Annotated in this window: 15 protein-coding genes; 7 read left to right on the top strand and 8 right to left on the bottom strand. The window is 73.8% G+C overall.

Going from position 1 to position 15,755, the window contains the following annotated elements:
• Nucleotides 1–12: 12 nt before the first annotated feature.
• The 3 genes from ACIBK6_RS11870 to ACIBK6_RS11880 form a co-directional block, all read right to left on the bottom strand.
• Nucleotides 13–921, bottom strand: a complete 909-nt coding sequence (locus ACIBK6_RS11870; protein ID WP_399051044.1) for a hypothetical protein — start codon at nt 919–921, stop codon at nt 13–15.
• Between the two features lie 265 nt (nt 922–1,186).
• Complete coding sequence (locus tag ACIBK6_RS11875) at nt 1,187–2,713, bottom strand: hypothetical protein (RefSeq protein ID WP_399051045.1); 1,527 nt, start codon at nt 2,711–2,713, stop codon at nt 1,187–1,189.
• A gap of 48 nt (nt 2,714–2,761) precedes the next feature.
• Entirely contained in the window at nt 2,762–3,556 is a 795-nt protein-coding gene (locus ACIBK6_RS11880) for a GntR family transcriptional regulator (RefSeq protein WP_399051046.1), read from the bottom strand.
• 254 nt (nt 3,557–3,810) lie between these two features.
• Between ACIBK6_RS11880 and ACIBK6_RS11885 the strand changes: the two genes are divergently transcribed.
• The 5 genes from ACIBK6_RS11885 to ACIBK6_RS11905 all read left to right on the top strand — a co-directional run bounded on the left by ACIBK6_RS11885 (nt 3,811) and on the right by ACIBK6_RS11905 (nt 8,238).
• A complete protein-coding gene (locus tag ACIBK6_RS11885) occupies nt 3,811–5,100 on the top strand; it encodes an MFS transporter (RefSeq protein WP_399051048.1) in 1,290 nt (429 codons plus the stop codon).
• Entirely contained in the window at nt 5,097–5,903 is an 807-nt protein-coding gene (locus tag ACIBK6_RS11890; RefSeq protein ID WP_399051050.1) for a putative hydro-lyase, read from the top strand. The genes ACIBK6_RS11885 and ACIBK6_RS11890 overlap by 4 nt, the downstream gene beginning before the upstream one ends.
• 63 nt (nt 5,904–5,966) lie before the next feature.
• Nucleotides 5,967–6,740: a LamB/YcsF family protein gene (locus ACIBK6_RS11895; protein ID WP_399051052.1), complete on the top strand. Its 774-nt coding sequence runs from the start codon at nt 5,967–5,969 to the stop codon at nt 6,738–6,740.
• Complete coding sequence (pxpB, locus tag ACIBK6_RS11900; RefSeq protein ID WP_399051053.1) at nt 6,737–7,372, top strand: 5-oxoprolinase subunit PxpB; 636 nt, start codon at nt 6,737–6,739, stop codon at nt 7,370–7,372. The genes ACIBK6_RS11895 and pxpB overlap by 4 nt, the downstream gene beginning before the upstream one ends.
• Complete coding sequence (locus ACIBK6_RS11905; protein WP_399051055.1) at nt 7,369–8,238, top strand: biotin-dependent carboxyltransferase family protein; 870 nt, start codon at nt 7,369–7,371, stop codon at nt 8,236–8,238. The genes pxpB and ACIBK6_RS11905 overlap by 4 nt, the downstream gene beginning before the upstream one ends.
• On the opposite strand, the gene ACIBK6_RS11910 is transcribed toward ACIBK6_RS11905, so the two are convergent.
• The 5 genes from ACIBK6_RS11910 to ACIBK6_RS11930 form a co-directional block, all read right to left on the bottom strand.
• Nucleotides 8,139–9,119 (bottom strand): SGNH/GDSL hydrolase family protein, encoded by a 981-nt coding sequence (locus ACIBK6_RS11910; protein ID WP_399051431.1) that lies wholly within the window; start codon nt 9,117–9,119, stop codon nt 8,139–8,141. The genes ACIBK6_RS11905 and ACIBK6_RS11910 overlap by 100 nt on opposite strands.
• A gap of 5 nt (nt 9,120–9,124) precedes the next feature.
• Nucleotides 9,125–10,291: a glycosyltransferase gene (locus tag ACIBK6_RS11915; protein WP_399051057.1), complete on the bottom strand. Its 1,167-nt coding sequence runs from the start codon at nt 10,289–10,291 to the stop codon at nt 9,125–9,127.
• Nucleotides 10,288–11,403, bottom strand: a complete 1,116-nt coding sequence (locus tag ACIBK6_RS11920; RefSeq protein WP_399051058.1) for a glycosyltransferase family 4 protein — start codon at nt 11,401–11,403, stop codon at nt 10,288–10,290. Before ACIBK6_RS11920 ends, ACIBK6_RS11915 begins: the two co-directional genes overlap by 4 nt.
• Nucleotides 11,404–11,534: 131 nt before the next feature.
• Nucleotides 11,535–12,953 (bottom strand): HEAT repeat domain-containing protein, encoded by a 1,419-nt coding sequence (locus ACIBK6_RS11925; RefSeq protein ID WP_399051060.1) that lies wholly within the window; start codon nt 12,951–12,953, stop codon nt 11,535–11,537.
• A 267-nt stretch (nt 12,954–13,220) separates the two neighbouring features.
• Entirely contained in the window at nt 13,221–13,613 is a 393-nt protein-coding gene (locus ACIBK6_RS11930; RefSeq protein ID WP_399051062.1) for an ankyrin repeat domain-containing protein, read from the bottom strand.
• Between the two features lie 296 nt (nt 13,614–13,909).
• On the opposite strand from ACIBK6_RS11930, the gene ACIBK6_RS11935 reads away from it, so the two are divergent.
• Complete coding sequence (locus ACIBK6_RS11935) at nt 13,910–14,104, top strand: hypothetical protein (RefSeq protein WP_399051064.1); 195 nt, start codon at nt 13,910–13,912, stop codon at nt 14,102–14,104.
• Between the two features lie 49 nt (nt 14,105–14,153).
• On the top strand, nt 14,154–15,731 hold the full coding sequence (locus tag ACIBK6_RS11940) for a hypothetical protein (RefSeq protein ID WP_399051065.1): 1,578 nt from the start codon (nt 14,154–14,156) through the stop codon (nt 15,729–15,731).
• The last annotated feature ends 24 nt before the right edge of the window (nt 15,732–15,755 follow it).

Below are 15,755 nucleotides of genomic sequence, written 5' to 3' on the forward strand. Positions count from 1 at the left end.
CGGGAGGCGGGGTCAGGAGTGGAACGGCAGTCCGGCGTCGGCCACCAGCTCCAGGTCGTCGGCGTCGGGCGGCGGCAGCAGGGTGGCGCTGCCGTCGGTGACCGCGACCACGCCGAGCTCGATCAGCTCGGCCATGGCGGCGCTGCCCGCCATGTCGCGGACCTGCAACTGGTAGCGGGCGGTGGTGCGGTAGGCGCCGCCCGCATCGTCTCCGGTCCGCTGGAGGAAGCCGGATTCGGTGAGGAAGGCGACGGCCTTGGCGACGATGCCGGTGGTCGAACCGGCGAGCCGGCGGGCGTCCTTGGTGGCTCCGGTGGAGCTGCGCCGCGCGTAGATCCGCCAGGCGGCCTCCAGGCCCGGGGCCGCGGTCTCGGGGTCGGTGTTCTCGCCGGCCCCCTCGGCCCGCTCCTCCAGGCGTCGGCAGGCCTGCCGCACGAAGGCGTCCACGCCGTTGACGGTGATCCGGCCGATGTAGCCGTCGTCGGCGAGGTCTTCGGGCCGGGGGAACGCCATGGCGGCGACGGCGAGATGGGCCAGGCCGTGCAGGAAGCGGTCGGCGGAGTCGGGGGCGGCGGCGCGACGCGCGTAGTCGCCCATGCGGACGGCGAAGACGGAGTCCTCGGCGGCCGTCACGGCCATGCCTGCGCGCGGCGACACTTCCAGGACGATCAGCCCGAGTCCGGCGGCGACCGCGTCGGCGAGCCGCGCGAACGCGGGGTCCTCTCGGTGCCGCCGGAGCAGCTCGCCGTACTCGGCGTCCCTGGCGGGCAGCAGCTTGGGCTGGAGGCCGAAGGCGACGAGCCGGGCGGCGTCCGCGGCGTCGGCGGGGGTGATCCGGCCTTCGCCGCCGGTGCCGGGGGCGGCGGGCGCCGGTTCGGCCTCGTCGCCGAGGGCGACGTACTCGGTGGGGTGGTCGGTCACGGGTGTGTCTCCTTGGTACGGCCGTGGTCGGCGGGATGGTGTGCGCTGCGCTGGGCCGTTCCCCACCCCGTCCCTTCCCGAACCGGGGGCTTTGCCCCCGGACCCCCAGTCCTCAAACTCCCCCAAGGCCTTAAGGGCCAGGGGGACCCCCATGACGGGCTTGATTTTGGGCTGAGGTCCACTGCAACTCCCAGCCCCTCCGGCGATTGGGGAGCGGGGTCTGGGGCGGAGCCCCAGTTCGGGAAGGGGCGGGTAGGGGAAAGACTCACGCCGCCTCCGTCCGGCCCGCGGCCATGCCCACCGCGTCCAGCAGGGCCGTGCCCACGATCAGGTCGGCGCCGCCGAACTCGGGGTCGTCCAGCTGGGTGCCGTCGTCCACGGCGAACAGGAGGCGCTGCTCGCCCTGGCGGTACGCCGTGCCGACCGGCGGGCTGGCCGCGTGGACCGCCAACAGGGCGACCAGGTACGGCAGTTCGGGATCCCCGCGGCGGGCTTCGGCCAGCAGGCCCGAGAGCCGGCGCGGCGCGTCGTGCTCCAGGTCGAGCAGTTCCATGGCGGCGGCGAGCTGCTCGTCGCTGAAGCGGCTGTCGTCGGGGGTGGCGATCAGATCGGGCTCGGGCATCTCCGCCCCGAGGTGCTCACGCTCCATGGGCGGGGTCAGCAGTATGTCCACCAGATCGCCGACCCGTACGGAGACGGGGGTGCGCAGACCGGTGCCGCGGGCGAAGAAGGCGTCCGTGACGCGGATCGCCTGCTCGACCGGGAGCGGCAGCAGGGGGGCGACCAGCTGGCCGTACAGGTCGAGGCCCGAGCGGGCGGCGGGGCCGGCGAAGGCCTGGCGGTCCTGTTCGGCGCGGAAGAGCGGGCCTGCCTCCAGGAGGCGGGACTGGAGCTGGGTGTGGCGGCGGATGCAGTCCTTGACGATGTCGACGAGCTCTGCGGCGCGCCGCTTGTGCTCGGGGTCCTCCGCCTCGTCGCGCGCCTTGCGGATGTTGGTGAGGATCGCGTTTTCGTGCCGGTAGCGGTCGGCGACGTGGTCGAGGGCCTCGGCGATCATGTCCGGTACCGCGTTGAGCCAGTCGACCGCGCGCACGTTGCGGCGGGTCGCCTCCAGGGTGCGCCGCAGCGTCTCGGCGTACTGCACGGTGCGGTAGCGGGCCTGTTCGGCGGCGAGCTGGGCGTCGGCGAGGCGGCCGCGGTTGATCAGGACTTCCAGCTTGACCTCGGCGGCGATCTGGGCACTGGTCACATCGGTGTCGAGGGCGCCCACCAGGACGTTGACGGCCTCGTCGGTGGTCCGCAGGTAGACGGCGCCGCCGTATCCGGGGACCTCTTCGAGGAGTTTGAAGTCGTAGTCCCTGCGGACGTAGACGCCGTCGGTATTGAACGTGCCGTACACCGCGCGGAAGCCGCGGTCCACGCTGCCCACGTTGATCAGGTTCTCCAGGACCCAGCGGGCCACCCGCTCGTGCTCGGCGGCGAGCCGGTGCGGTGCCTGGGCTGCGACCCGCGGGACGAGGCGGGCCACGATCTGCTCGTGGTCGGCGCCGGTGTCGAAGTCCATGTTCAGCGTGACGAGGTCGATGGAGGCGAGGGCCACCTCGGCCATGGCGTACACCGAGTACTCGCCCGCGAGATTGGCCTTGCGCACGTCGAGGTCGTGCAGCGGGGCGGTGCACGCCAGCGCGCGCAGCCGCCGCGCGAGCCCCTCGTCGGCGGCCGGGCCCGGTGCGGGGCGCGGCGCCGCGCTGAGCTGGGGCGGAACGGGTTCCGTCGAGGCAGGCGAAGTCACGGTGGACAGATTAGGTCCTCGCACTGACAACGGTCGAAACGGCGCAGATCAGCCCGCGCCCGCCCCTCCGGAAACGGCGTGGTCCGCCCGCGCCCGCCCCTCGCGAATCGGCGCGGATCCGCCCGGAGCCGCCCGCTGGGCGGGCCCGCCCTCGACCAGTTTCCCGTACGCCTCGACGAGCTGGGCGCGCGAGTCGTCGAGGTATCCGGCGAGCAGCCGCTGCGCCGTCGCCCGCTCCCCCGCGCGCAGCGCTTCCAGGATCTCCCGGTTGCGTACGAGGTAGGGCTGGTGGAGGCGGCGCGGATCGTCCACCACGTGGAAGGCCAGGCGGAGTTCGGCCAGGACGCCGCGCATCAGCTCGTCGGTTCGGGCGCTGCCCGCGAGGCCGACGAGTTCCCGGTGGAAGTGGATGTTGGCGGTGGACACACCCTTCCAGTCGCCCTGTTCGGCGGCCCGTTCGCCGCCCGACACGGCGGCGTCGAGGCCTTCGAGGCGGTAGGGCGGCCGGCCGAGCCCCTGGACGACGGCGCATTCGACCAGGCGCCGGGTGCGGTAGATGTCCGCCACGTCCTCGACGGCGAGCACCCGCACGAAGACGCCGCGGTTCAGTTCGTGGACGAGCAGCCGTTCGTGGGTGAGCAGCCGGAACGCCTCGCGCAGGGTGTTGCGCGAGACCCCGAGGGCCTTGCCGATGGCGTCCTCCGCGAGGCGCTCGCCGGGCGGGAAGAAGCCCTCCGCGATGCGGGTGCGCAGGATGTCCGCGACCCGTTCCGCCGTGCTGGTGCGGCCCAGCAGCGCGCGGTCCTGGGCAAGCCCGCCGATCTCGGAGTCCGTCGTGGCCACAGCGCCCTCTCTCCCTCGCCGGCCGCTCCCGCCGACGCGTGGCCCCATCGTAGAAGCACCGTGAAGAAGCGGGAACATCCCCGCATGAGTCTTGTCGGATCGTTCAACGATCCCTTACGTTGAGGAAACCGCATCCGGGAACCGCACTCGGGGATCACACCCGGGAGCTCCGCTCCAGACCCGCATTCCGGATCCGCGCTCCACCCCGCCCGCACAGTCTCGGCAGCCCTCTCATCCCCTCCTGCGAGGTGCACATGAGCACGACCCAGGCAGCGCAGCAGCACGGTCAACACCCGCACGACAACGGCCCGTTCGGCTGGCTGCGCGCGCTCGGACCCGGTGGCCGCCGTGCCTTCGGGGGCGCCTTCGGCGGCTACGCCCTCGACTCGTACGACTTCTTCACGCTCCCGCTCACCATGGTCGCGATCTCGGCGTACTTCGGCCTCGACACCGGCCAGACCGGGTTGCTGACCACGGTGACGCTGGTGGTCTCGGCGGTGGGCGGCGCCTTCGCCGGGGTGCTCGCCGACCGCATCGGCCGGGTCAGGGCACTGATGATCACCGTCGGCACCTACGCGGTCTTCACCGTGCTCTGCGGATTCGCGCCGAATTACGAGACGCTGCTGGTTCTCCGGGGCCTCCAGGGCCTGGGCTTCGGCGGCGAGTGGGCGGTCGGCGCGATCCTGGTCGCCGAGTACGCCTCGGCCAGGCACCGCGGCCGCACCCTGGGTGCCGTCCAGAGCGCGTGGGCGGCCGGCTGGGCGCTCGCCGTCATCGTGTACACGCTGGTCTTCCAGTACGTGGACGCGGACACCGCGTGGCGGGTGATGTTCTGGACCGGCGCGCTCCCGGCCCTGCTGCTCGTCTATGTGCGCCGCAACGTCAGTGACGCGCCGCAGGCCACCGAGCAGCGGCTCGCCACGGCCGGCGCCACGAGCGGCGGCGCCACCTTCGCCGCCATCTTCCGGGGTCCTCTGCTGCGCACCACCCTGTTCGCGGTGCTGCTCTCCACCGGTGTCCAGGGCGGCTACTACACGCTGGCCACCTGGGTGCCGACCTTCCTCAAGAGTGAGCGCCACCTCACCGTCGTCGGTACCGGCGGCTATCTGACATTCCTGATCTCCGGCGCCTTCATCGGCTATCTGACCGGCGGATACCTCACCGACCGGATCGGCCGGAAGAAGAACATCGCCCTGTTCGCGGTCCTGTCGGCCGTCTGCATCCTCGTCTATACGCACCTTCCGTCAGGGGCGAACACCCTTCTTCTGGTGCTCGGCTTCCCGCTCGGCTTCTGCATGTCGGCGATCTTCAGCGGTTTCGGCTCGTTCCTCAGCGAGCTGTACCCGACCGCCGTGCGCGGCAGCGGGCAGGGGTTCACGTACAACACCGGGCGCGCGGTGGGCGCGTTCTTCCCCACCCTGGTCGGCTACCTCGCCGACAGCTGGGGCGTCGGCGGCGCCCTGGTGTTCGGCGCCGTCGGCTACGCCATCGCCGTCCTCGCCCTCCTCGGCCTGCCCGAGACCCGCGGACAGGAGCTGTTGTGAGCGCCGTCGATCCGGCCGCTGTGACGCCTGCGGCCGTCTCCCCGCGCCAGGCGCGTGCCCATTTCCGATCGGGTGCGGACGTGCCCACCGCGGGCTGGGCGCCGGGCCACACCCAGGTGAACCTGATCTCCGTACCAGCCGACTGGGCCGCGGACGTACGGCTGTTCTGCGAGCGCAATCCGCAGCCCTGCCCGGTCCTCGACATCACGGAACCGGGCTCCTGGGAGACGCGGCTCGCCCCCAACGCCGATCTGCGCACGGAAGTTCCCCGCTACCGGGTGTGGGAGAACGGCGAACTGGTCGCCGAACCCGCCGATGTCCTGTCCTGTTGGCGGGACGACCTGGTGACGTTCCTCATCGGGTGCAGCTTCACCTTCGAGTCGCGGCTGGCCGCCGAGGGCGTACCGCTGCGCCACATCGAGCAGGGCCGCAACGTCTCGATGTACGTGACGAACCGGACCTGCCGGCCCGCCGGGCGGCTGAGCGGCCCGCTGGTGGTGTCGATGCGGCCGGTCCCGGCCCGGCTGGTGGGCACCGCCTGCCGGGTGACCCGGGCGATGCCCGCGGTGCACGGCGCGCCCGTCCATGCGGGCGATCCCGCGGCGCTCGGCATCCGCGACCTGGCCCGGCCGGACTTCGGGGACCCGGTGGCGGCGCTGCCCGGCGACGTGCCGGTGTTCTGGGCCTGCGGGGTCACTCCGCAGGCCGCGGTCATGGCGTCCCGGCCGCCGTTCGCGCTCACCCACGCACCGGGCCGGATGTTCATCACCGACATCCTCGACGAGCACTACCGAGCGCCCTGAGCCGGCCCGGGGCAGACTGCACAACAGCGCCACGCACCATCTGGAACAGGAGATCCCGCATCCATGACCCGGCCCGCGACGACGTCGATCGATCTCAACGCCGACCTCGGCGAGGGTTTCGGTCACTGGCGATTGACCGACGACGAACAACTTCTGTCCGTGGTCACCAGCGCCAATGTGGCCTGCGGCTTCCACGCCGGCGATCCGGCCATCATGCGGCGGGTCTGCGCGCTGGCGGCGGAGCGCGGCGTGCGCATCGGCGCGCAGGTCTCCTACCGCGATCTGGCGGGCTTCGGCCGCCGCTCCATGGATGTGCCGCCCGCCGAGCTCGCGGCCGAAGTCGCCTATCAGATCGGCGCGTTGGAGATCTTCGCACGCGCCGCCGGCAGCCGGGTCGCCTACGTCAAACCGCACGGCGCGCTCTACAACCGGGTCGTGCACGACGAGGAGCAGGCGGCGGCCGTCGTGGAAGGCGTACTGCTCGCGGGTGACCGGCTTCCGGTGCTCGGGCTGCCGGGCTCCCGGCTGCTCGCGACGGCCGAGCAGGCCCGACTGCCCGTCATCACCGAGGCGTTCGCGGACCGCGCCTACACCGCCCAGGGCACGCTGGTGCCGCGCGGCCAGGACGGCGCGGTCGTCAGCGACCCCGACGCGGTGGTGGCGCGCTCCGTCGCGATGGCCCTGCACGGCACGGTCGTCGCCGCGACCGGGGAACGCGTCGCCGTCGGTGCGCGCTCGCTGTGCGTGCACGGCGACACCCCGGGCGCGGTGGTCCTGGCCCGCCGGGTGCGGGCCGGTCTCGAATCGGCGGGCGTCCGCGTGGCGGCCTTCGTATGACCGGAGACGCCCTGCGCACCCTCCCGGTCGGCGACAACGCCCTCCTGGTCGAGCTCGACAGCGGCGAGGCGGCCGAGGCGCTGCACGCCGAGCTGCTGCGCCGCCGCGCCGCCGGCACGCTTCCCCCGGTGCGGGAGATCGTGCCCGCGGCCCGCACCGTACTCCTTGACGGCGTGCCGGACCCCCAGTCGCTCGCCGCCCTGTTGACCACCTGGGCAATCCCTCCTTTGGAGGCGGGCGCGCACGAGACGGTCGAGATCGCCGTGCGCTACGACGGCCCCGATCTCGCGGAGGTCGCGGCCCTGTGGCAGGTATCGCGGGAGGAGGCGGTACGCATCCACTCCTCGGCCGAATTCCGGGTCGCCTTCTGCGGGTTCGCGCCCGGCTTCGGCTACCTCACCGGCCTCCCCGAGCGGTACGCGGTGCCGCGCCGGGCCACCCCGCGCACCTCGGTTCCCGCGGGTTCGGTGGCCCTCGCGGGCCCGTACACCGGCGTCTATCCGCGCTCCTCCCCCGGCGGCTGGCAGCTGATCGGCAGCACGGACGCCGCGCTGTGGGACCCGCACCGCGAGCCCGCCGCCCTGCTCTCCCCCGGCACCCGGGTCCGCTTCGTCGAGCGGGCGGCGCGATGACCGACCGCGCCCTGTCCGTCGTACGGTCCGGCGCGCTCACCTCCGTACAGGACGAGGGACGGTACGGGCACGCGCACCTGGGGGTGCCCCGCTCGGGCGCGCTCGACCTGCCCGCGAGCCGTCTCGCCAACCGGCTGGTCGGCAACGCCATGGGGGCGGCCGTTCTCGAAACGACCCTCAACGGCTGTGCGGTACGCCCTCGTTGCCCGGTCACCGTGGCGGTGACCGGAGCGCCCTGCCCGGTCACGGTCGACGGCCGTCCGGTGGCGTGGGGCGCGCCGGTGCGGGTGCCTTCGGGGGCCGTGGTCGAGGTGGGCGCGGCGACGTGCGGGGTGCGCTCGTATCTGGCGTTCGCCGGCGGTGTCACCGTGGAGCCGGTGCTCGGCAGCCGCTCCACCGATCTCCTGTCGGGCCTCGGCCCGGCCCTGCTGAGGGACGGCGCGGTGCTGCCGCTGGGCTCCCCGTCGCCCCCGTACCCGCCGCTGGACGCGGCGCCCGCGCCGGGGCCGCCGCAGGAGCTGGTGCTGCGCGTGCTGCCGGGGCCCCGCGCCGACTGGTTCACCGCGGACGCGCCCGCCGTCCTGGCGGGCGGCCGCTACCGGGTGTCCTCGGCGAGCAACCGCATCGGGCTGCGCACCGAAGGGCCCGCGCTGGTACGCGCCGTCAAGGGTGAACTTCCCAGCGAGGGAATGGTGTTGGGTGCGGTCCAGGTGCCGCCGGACGGCCGCCCGGTGGTCTTCCTCGCCGACCACCCGACGACCGGCGGCTACCCGGTGATCGGCGTCGTCCCCGAATCCGACCTGGCGGCCGCGGCGCAGGCCGCGCCGGGCACGCCCGTGCGGTTCGTGCCGGTGGGCCGTTTCTGATCCTGGTGAGCTCCTTCGGCCGGACCCGGTGAGACGGCCGCCAGCGCGGACGACAGGGCGTCGGCGGCGTGCAGATCGAGGCGGGCCGCGGTGCCTCGCGCGGCGTGGCGCAGTTCGTCGCCGGCCAGCCGGAGCAGTTGGGGCAGCAGGTCGGTGGAGCGGCGGGCCAGCCAGGCGGTGCCGGACGTGGCCAGCCAGAACAGGGCGGCGGCCGCGCCCGGTGGCGGCTGCTCCGGTTCGCGCGAGGGGGGCGCGCCCGGTGCGAGGCCGCGCTCGGCGAGCAGCGCGTGGCAGCGGGCCGCGATCAGCCGGTGCCCGCGCTCGCCCGGGTGCAGCCGGTCCGCGCTCCACAGGGCGCGGTCGGCGACCCATTCGCGGTCGGCGAGGTGGAGATGGATCGCTCCGTACCGGGCGGACAGGGTGTGCACCACCGTGTTGACGGCCCGCTGCCGCCTGGCGAGCGGCCGGGCGAGCGGCCCCGGCAGTCCCAGCATGGCGCCCGGGTCGGGCAGACAGGCGGTGAGCAGCACCGCGCCCTGTCCGGCGAGGCCGCCGTACACCGTGTCGAGGCCGACGGCGATCCGGTGGATGTCGAAGGAGCGGCGCAGTGTGTCGTTGACGCCGACGACGACCGAGGCGAGGTCTGGCGCGAACTCCCGGGCCAGCGGCGCCTGTTGCTCCGTCACATCACGGGTGAGCGCGCCACTGGCGGCGAAGTTCCGGAACTCCCAGCCCTGCTGGTGGCCGGCGAGCAGCGCTGCCCAGCCGCGCCAGCCGCCCGCCACCGGGTCCCCGATGCCTTCGGTGAGCGAGTCCCCGAGGGCGGCGAACCGCAGCCCCTGGAGCGGGAGTTGCGGCGCCTGTCCGGCGGCGCAGGCCATGGTGGTCACGCGGCCACCCCCGGATCCGCGCCGGACCTGGTGCGGCGCGCCACCGGAGCCTCGTGCGCGGCGAGGAAGGCCGCCACCGACGCGTCCCAGCCGAACAGCCCGGCCCGGGCCCGCGCGGCCGCCCGGCGTTCCTGCTCGGGCCGGGCGAGCAACTCCCGTACCGCCGCGGCGAATTCCCCGGCCGTGCCCCCGGCCGCCAGACCGGCGGCGCCGACGACTTCCGGCAGCGCGGAGGAGGCGCTGCACACGACGGGGGTTCCGCAGGCCAGGGCCTCAAGGGCCGAGAGACCGAACGTTTCCGCCGGACCCGGCGCCAGGCACAGGTCGGCCGCGGCCTGCAGGTCGGCCAGCGCCTCGCGGTCGGCCACATGCCCCAGGAACTCCACCGGCAGCCGCTCGGCGACCGCCCGGCGCTCCAGGCTCCCCGCCAGCGGGCCGTCCCCAGCGACCACAAGGGCCGCCGCCACGCCCGCGTGAAGCAGCGCCGCGAGCGCGTCCAGGGCGAGCCCGGGCCGCTTCTCGACCGAGAGCCGCGAGCACATCAGGAGCAGCACCCGGGCCCCCCGCGCGTGGCGGGCCCGCAGCACGGTCGAGCGCCGGCCCGGCCTGCACTGCTCCAGATCGACACCGAGCGGAGCCCGGGCCACGTTCCGCGCCCCGATCCGTACGAACTCGCGCTCCGCCCACTCCGTGGTGCACACGATCCGCGCGTACGCCCAGGCCGTACGCCTGTTGAGCCGGTCGGCGGCGCCGCGGGCCAGCGCTTCGGGCAGGCCCCAGGTGCGCAGCACCCCGTCCGCCGTCTCGTGCGAGACCATCACGGAGGGGACCCGGGCCCGGCGCGCCCACTCGCCGGTCCAGCGCAGCGTGGTGCGGTCGGACACCTCGATGCGGTCGGGGGCGAGGTCTTCGAGGACCCGGCGCACCCGGCGCCGGTCGGCGAGCACCCGGTAGCCGCCGGTACCCGGCAGCACCAGGCCGGGCAGGGTGATCACCCGCCCCTGTTCGGTGAGTTCGTCGCGTTCCCGCTCGCCCGGCACGACGAGCACGGGTTCGTGTCCGGCGGCCAGATAGCCCCGGCCGAGCTCGCGCAGCGCGGTGCGCAGCCCGCCGGACGCGGGGGTGACGAAGTTGGCGAGCCGCACGATCCTGAGGCCGCTCATGCCGCCACCGCCGCCCGCGCGCCGAGCACCTCGCCGTAGTGGTCGAGCAGCAGATCGCCCACGGCGGCCCAGGTGCGTCCCTCGACGGCGGCCCGTCCGGCGCGCCCACAGGCGGCCCGCAGCCCCGGATCGGCGAGCCGCAGCACGGCCTCGCGCACCGCCCCCGCATCCCTCGGCGGCACCAGCAGCCCGGTCGTGCCATGGCGTACGAGATCGAGCGGACCGCCCGCCGCGGGCGCCACCACGGGCACTCCGCTCGCCATCGCCTCCTGCACGGTCTGGCAGAACGTCTCATACGGTCCGGTGTGCGCGAAGACGTCCAACGAGGCGAAGACGCGGGCGAGTTCGTCCCCGGTGCGGCGGCCGAGGAAGACGGCGCCGGGCAGCGCGCCGCGCAGGGCGGGCGCACTCGGCCCGTCGCCGGTGATGACGACCCGTACGCCGTCGAGCGCGCAGACGTCCGCGAGGAGCTCCACCTGCTTCTCCGGGGCGAGCCGGCCGACGTAGCCGACGAGCAGTTCGCCGTGCGGGGCGAGTTCGCGGCGCAGGGCCTCGTCGCGCCGTTCAGGGCCGAAGCGGTCGGTGTCGACGCCGCGCGGCCACAGCCGCACCCGCTGCACGCCGTGCTCCGCCAGGTCGCGCATGGCCGAGGTGGACGGTGCGAGGGTGCGGTCGGCGGCGCCGTGCACGGCTCGGAGCCGTCGCCACGCGGTGCCTTCGCCGGTGCCCATGTACGTGCGGGCGTATCCGGCCAGATCGGTCTGGTAGACGGCGACGGCGGGGACGCGGAGGCGGGTGGCGGCGGCCATGCCGCGCACGCCGAGGACGAAGGGGCTCGCCAGGTGGACGAGGTCGGCGCGATGGGCGGCGATGGCGGCGGCGACGCGGCGGCTCGGCAGGGCGAGGCGGACCTCTGGATAGCCGGGCAGCGGCAGCGAGGGCACCCGTATGACGGGGCACGGCGCGTCAGAGCCCTCCCCCGTGGCCGTGGCCGGGGCTATGACGAGCGGTTGGTGACCGCGTGCGGCGAGATGCCGTGCGGTCTGCAGGGCGCAGTGGGCAACGCCGTTGACGTCGGGCGGAAAGGATTCGGTGACGATGACGACACGCATACCCGTGTTGTCGTCGCGCCGGGAGTGGCCCGGCCGACTTGGATCTTTCCGTCCGGGGAACGTCCCATGAGCGTTGTCTCACCCGGGTCCGGCCGTGGATCGCACGGCGCCAGCCCCGAGCGGGCCGCGGGTCACACGGCCGTGGGGTCCGGGCCGAGCCGGTCGTGGATGGCGCTCTGCACCTCGGCCTCCTCGGCCGGGTCGGCGGCGAGCCTGCGCAGCCGCTCGGCCACCCGGGCGTCGACGAGCTCCGCGTACTGCGCGGCCACTTCTCGCGTGGTCTCCTCGCAGTCCCACAGGCACTCGACGGCGAATCCGGTGGCGAAGGAGGGGTCGGTGGCGGCGAGCGCGCGGGCGGTGCGGCCGCGCAGCTCGGAGGAGGCCGTCTCGCGGTATACGTGCCTCAGCACGGGGGCGGCGCAGCCGATGCCGAGCCGTCCCGCCCCGTCCACGAGCGCCCGCAGCAGCGGGGCGTCGGGGCCCTTGGACCGTACGGTCTCGCGGAGCGCGCCGAGCACCAGCTTCCCGTCGCCGGCCTCGCCCCGGGAGGCGAGCACGCTGGCGGCGGAGGCGCCCAGTTCGTCGGGCCGCTGGACCCAGCCGCGGGCCCGGTCGACGGCCTCGGGTCCGCACATCCGCTCGAAGGCGTGGACGGCGGCCTCGGCGACGGTGTGCGAGCCGGCCGAGACGGCGGATTCGATGAGGTCAAGGACGCGGGCATCGCGCGATTCGGCGAGATAGTGCAGGGCGGCGCCGCGGGCGCCGTCGGTGCCCGAGCGGGCCGCCGCGACGATGGCGGCGCGGTCCTCGGGACCGGCGACCGCGCCGAGGCACCTGGCCGCGGGGAGGTGCAGGGCCGCGCCGCGTTCCAGACCTTGCTCGGCCCAGTCGAAGACGGCCTGGACGCTCCAGCCGGGGCGCGGCCCGGAGGGCCTCAGCTGCCGCTGCCAGCGGTCGAACGAGCCGGCCTCCCGGGCGGCCCGCACCCGGGCGCCCACACCGTCCCGCGGGTCCTCGGCCCACAGCCGCCAGGGGCGCGGCTCATAGGCGTCACGCACGGTGGCGGCGAGCTCCGCGTCGCCCTCGGCGGTGGCGGGGAAGCGGCCGAGCACGGACGTGGCGAGGCCGCGCAGGCCCGCGTCGTCGTCGCGCAGCGCCAGCTCGTCCAGGGCCCAGGCCCAGTTCGAGCCGGCCGAGGCGTACCGGCGCAGCAGCGCCAGCGCGTCGGTCCTGCCGTACGAGGCGAGGTGGCCGAGGACGGCGAGGGCGAGTCCGGTCCTGGAGTCCTCGGTGTCGAGGATGTCCTCGGCGCCGAAGAGATGGCGCTCGATCTGGTCGAGCCCGCCGTCGAGATCCAGGAAGAGGCGCGCGTAGTACAGGGAGCGGTTCTCGACCTGCCAGTCGTGGCGGGGGTCGCTCAGTACGCAGTGGTTGAGGGCCGCCAGGGCCTCGTCGCGCGGGGCGGCCAGCGCGTGCAGGGTGCCGTCGCCGCGGCCCCGCTGCAGCAGGCCGAGCAACGTGCCGCTCGGCGCTATGACTGGATCGAACATGGAAATAGCCTCACATCAAGCTGTCGACGCAACCGGGATTCGTGCCTTGCCCTAGGCCGCGCAGCAACATGTTGGGCCGCCCGCCGTCTTCTGCTTGGTGTAGACCATCGTGCTGCCCTCTCGTCGTGGTCCCCGATGTAGGGACCCTGCCCCCGATGTAGGGGTTCGACGTCATGATGACCCAGTCATTTCGCCATCGCGACCACATTTACGGCGCCCCTCTCCGCGGGCTCTTCGGTGGATCCCCCGTAAACGCTTGGTGGACGCTCAGTTGGCCCCGAACAGGGCGAGCAGCTCCGTCTTGCCGAACATCCGGGCGGTGTCGACCGCGGAGGGCGTCCCGGCGGAAGGATCGGCTCCGCCGTCGAGCAGGGCCTTGATCACGGCGTCCTCGCCCTTGAAGACGGCGCCGGCGAGCGGGGTCTGGCCGCGGTCGTTGGCGCGGTCGGCGTCGGCGCCACGGGCGAGCAGAGCGCCGACCGCTTCGGCGTGCCCGTGATAGGCGGCGAGCATGACGAGGGAGTCGCCGCGGTCATTGGTGAGGTTCGCGGGCACCCCGGCGTCGAGGTACGCGGCGAGCGTCTCGGCATCTCCCTGGCGGGCCAGATCGAAGATCTTGGACGCCAGCTCGACCACCTCGGGATCGAGGTCCTCGCTCATCGCAGACTCCTTTGTGGCAGCGGAACGAACCCGTACGGCCACAGCGCCGTACGAGTGAATCGACAGGGTACTGGCTGGCGGCCTACATGAGGCGGCCGATCGGCGGCAAGGATCACCTGGAGTGACGACCACGGGCGCGGCGGCCGCACAGTGTGCCGCTCCGATTGGCTTTCCATATCCGCCACTCCAGTGAAATTGCGGGAATTTCACCCACTTGCACCTTTTATCGCATAGATACTTCCTGTGAGCCTGGAAGAACTCATGGTGACTGTCCCCATCGACCAGGAGACCCCGAAATGATCCTTTCCATCTCAGGTGTGGTGCTGCTCGGAATCATCGTCTTCCTCTTCTTCCGGAAAGACGGGCTGAAGGCCTCGCACGCGGTCGTCTGCGCCCTCTTCGGCTTCTACCTCGCGGGCAGCGCCATCGCCCCGAGCATCACGGCCGGGGGCGCGAGTCTGGCCAGCCTGCTGGGCGGGATCAAGTTCTGAACTCCCGCCGTCCTGCGTACAACTGCACAAACGACACCAGGAGAACGACGTGGCCCGGCGACCACTCCCCCGCATTCTGAGCAGCTACAGCGCACCGATCGTTCGCAGCCGCGAGATCGCGCGCACGGCCGCCGACAGCGCCACCGACGTCCTCCATCCGCTCATCACGATCACCCGCGGTCTGCGGCTGATCGCCGCCGCGCTGCGCGGCAAGTGGGCCGCCACCCCCAAGGAACGGCGTGGCCCCGCGCTGTTCCTGACGGCGGCCGTGGTCCTGGTCGTCGCGCTCATCCCGTACGGGCCGCTGCTCGCCCTGATCACGGTGATGGGCGCGGCCGCCTGGAAGGGCCGCGAGAAACCGGTCGTCAAGACCGGCCCCGACGAAGCGGAGCTCACCCGGCTCCAGGCCCTCTACGAGGCGCTCGTGCCGTACTTCTCCGTCCCGGAGGACCCGGCCCCGCTCTTCGCCCACGGCGGGGAGTGGGACACGGTCTTCAGCGAGTACGAGTTCGACGACGGCGGCCGCCCGACCCGGCTCCGGGTGCGCTACCCGGCGTACTTCACCGACGGCGAGGCCGCCTCGCGCGCCCGTATCGAGCAGCTCCTGCACGCCAAGTCGGGACGCGGCCGCGAATACCACTTCGTCTGGGACGAGGAGGGCAACCAGCTCGTCATGAGCGTCCTGGACGCGCTGCCCACCACGATCGCCGCCCAGCGCTTCGTGACCTCCCCGGGCGAGACCGTCCTCGGCTTCACCGACGCCGACGCCGTGCAGCGCACGGTTCCGGTGACCGCGGGCGGGCAGCGCCACGACGCCCCGCCGGTCGTCTGGCGCACCGGTCCCCGCTCCACCGAACCGCACCTCCTGATCGTCGGCCAGCCCGGCACGGGCACCACGACCCTGCTCCGCTCCATCGCCCTGCAGGCCCTGGAACACGGCGACCTGCTGATCGTCGAGGGCAGCGGAACCGGCGAGTACGCCTGTCTGACGGGCCGCTCGGGCGTCCTCGCCATCGAATGCGGGCTCGCGGGGGCGCTGGCCACTCTGGAATGGGCCTCGCACGAGACCGAGCGGCGGCTGATCTCCGCCAACCGGGCCCGCCAGGCCGGCCATCCGGCCCCCGAGGACACCAAGCGGCCGCTGTGGATCCTGCTCGACCGCCCCAGCGTCCTCGCCGACCTGGCCGCCGCCGACGGCCGCACCGACCCGCAGCACCTGCTCCAGGTGCCGCTGCGGCACGGCCGGGCCGCCGGGGTGACGGTGGTCGTCGCCGAACAGTTCGACACCCTGGACGACCTGACCGAGCCCGTACGCTCCCACACCCGGGCCCGCGTGGTCCTGGGCCCCGCCTCCCGGGGCCAGATCGAGTCGGTACTCGGCGTCCCCCCGCACACCACGCCCACCCCCGACGTCCCCCCGGGCCGCGGCTACGCCCGCCTGGGCGCGGGACCGGTGCTCCGCCTCCAGGTCCCCGCGACCCCGGACCCCTATGACGACGCGACGACCCAGGCCCACCGCCAAGCGGTCCTGGACCTCCTCCCGGCCCACGACGGACCGGTGGAGGCGGCTCCGCGGGAGACCGCTCCCCCGGAGGCGGCGCAGGAGGCGGTTCCGGCGGAGGGGTGACGGATGACGAGGGTGAGATGACGG

The organism is Streptomyces sp. NPDC050485, from assembly GCF_044458185.1.
Classification (GTDB): Bacteria; Actinomycetota; Actinomycetes; order Streptomycetales; family Streptomycetaceae; genus Streptomyces.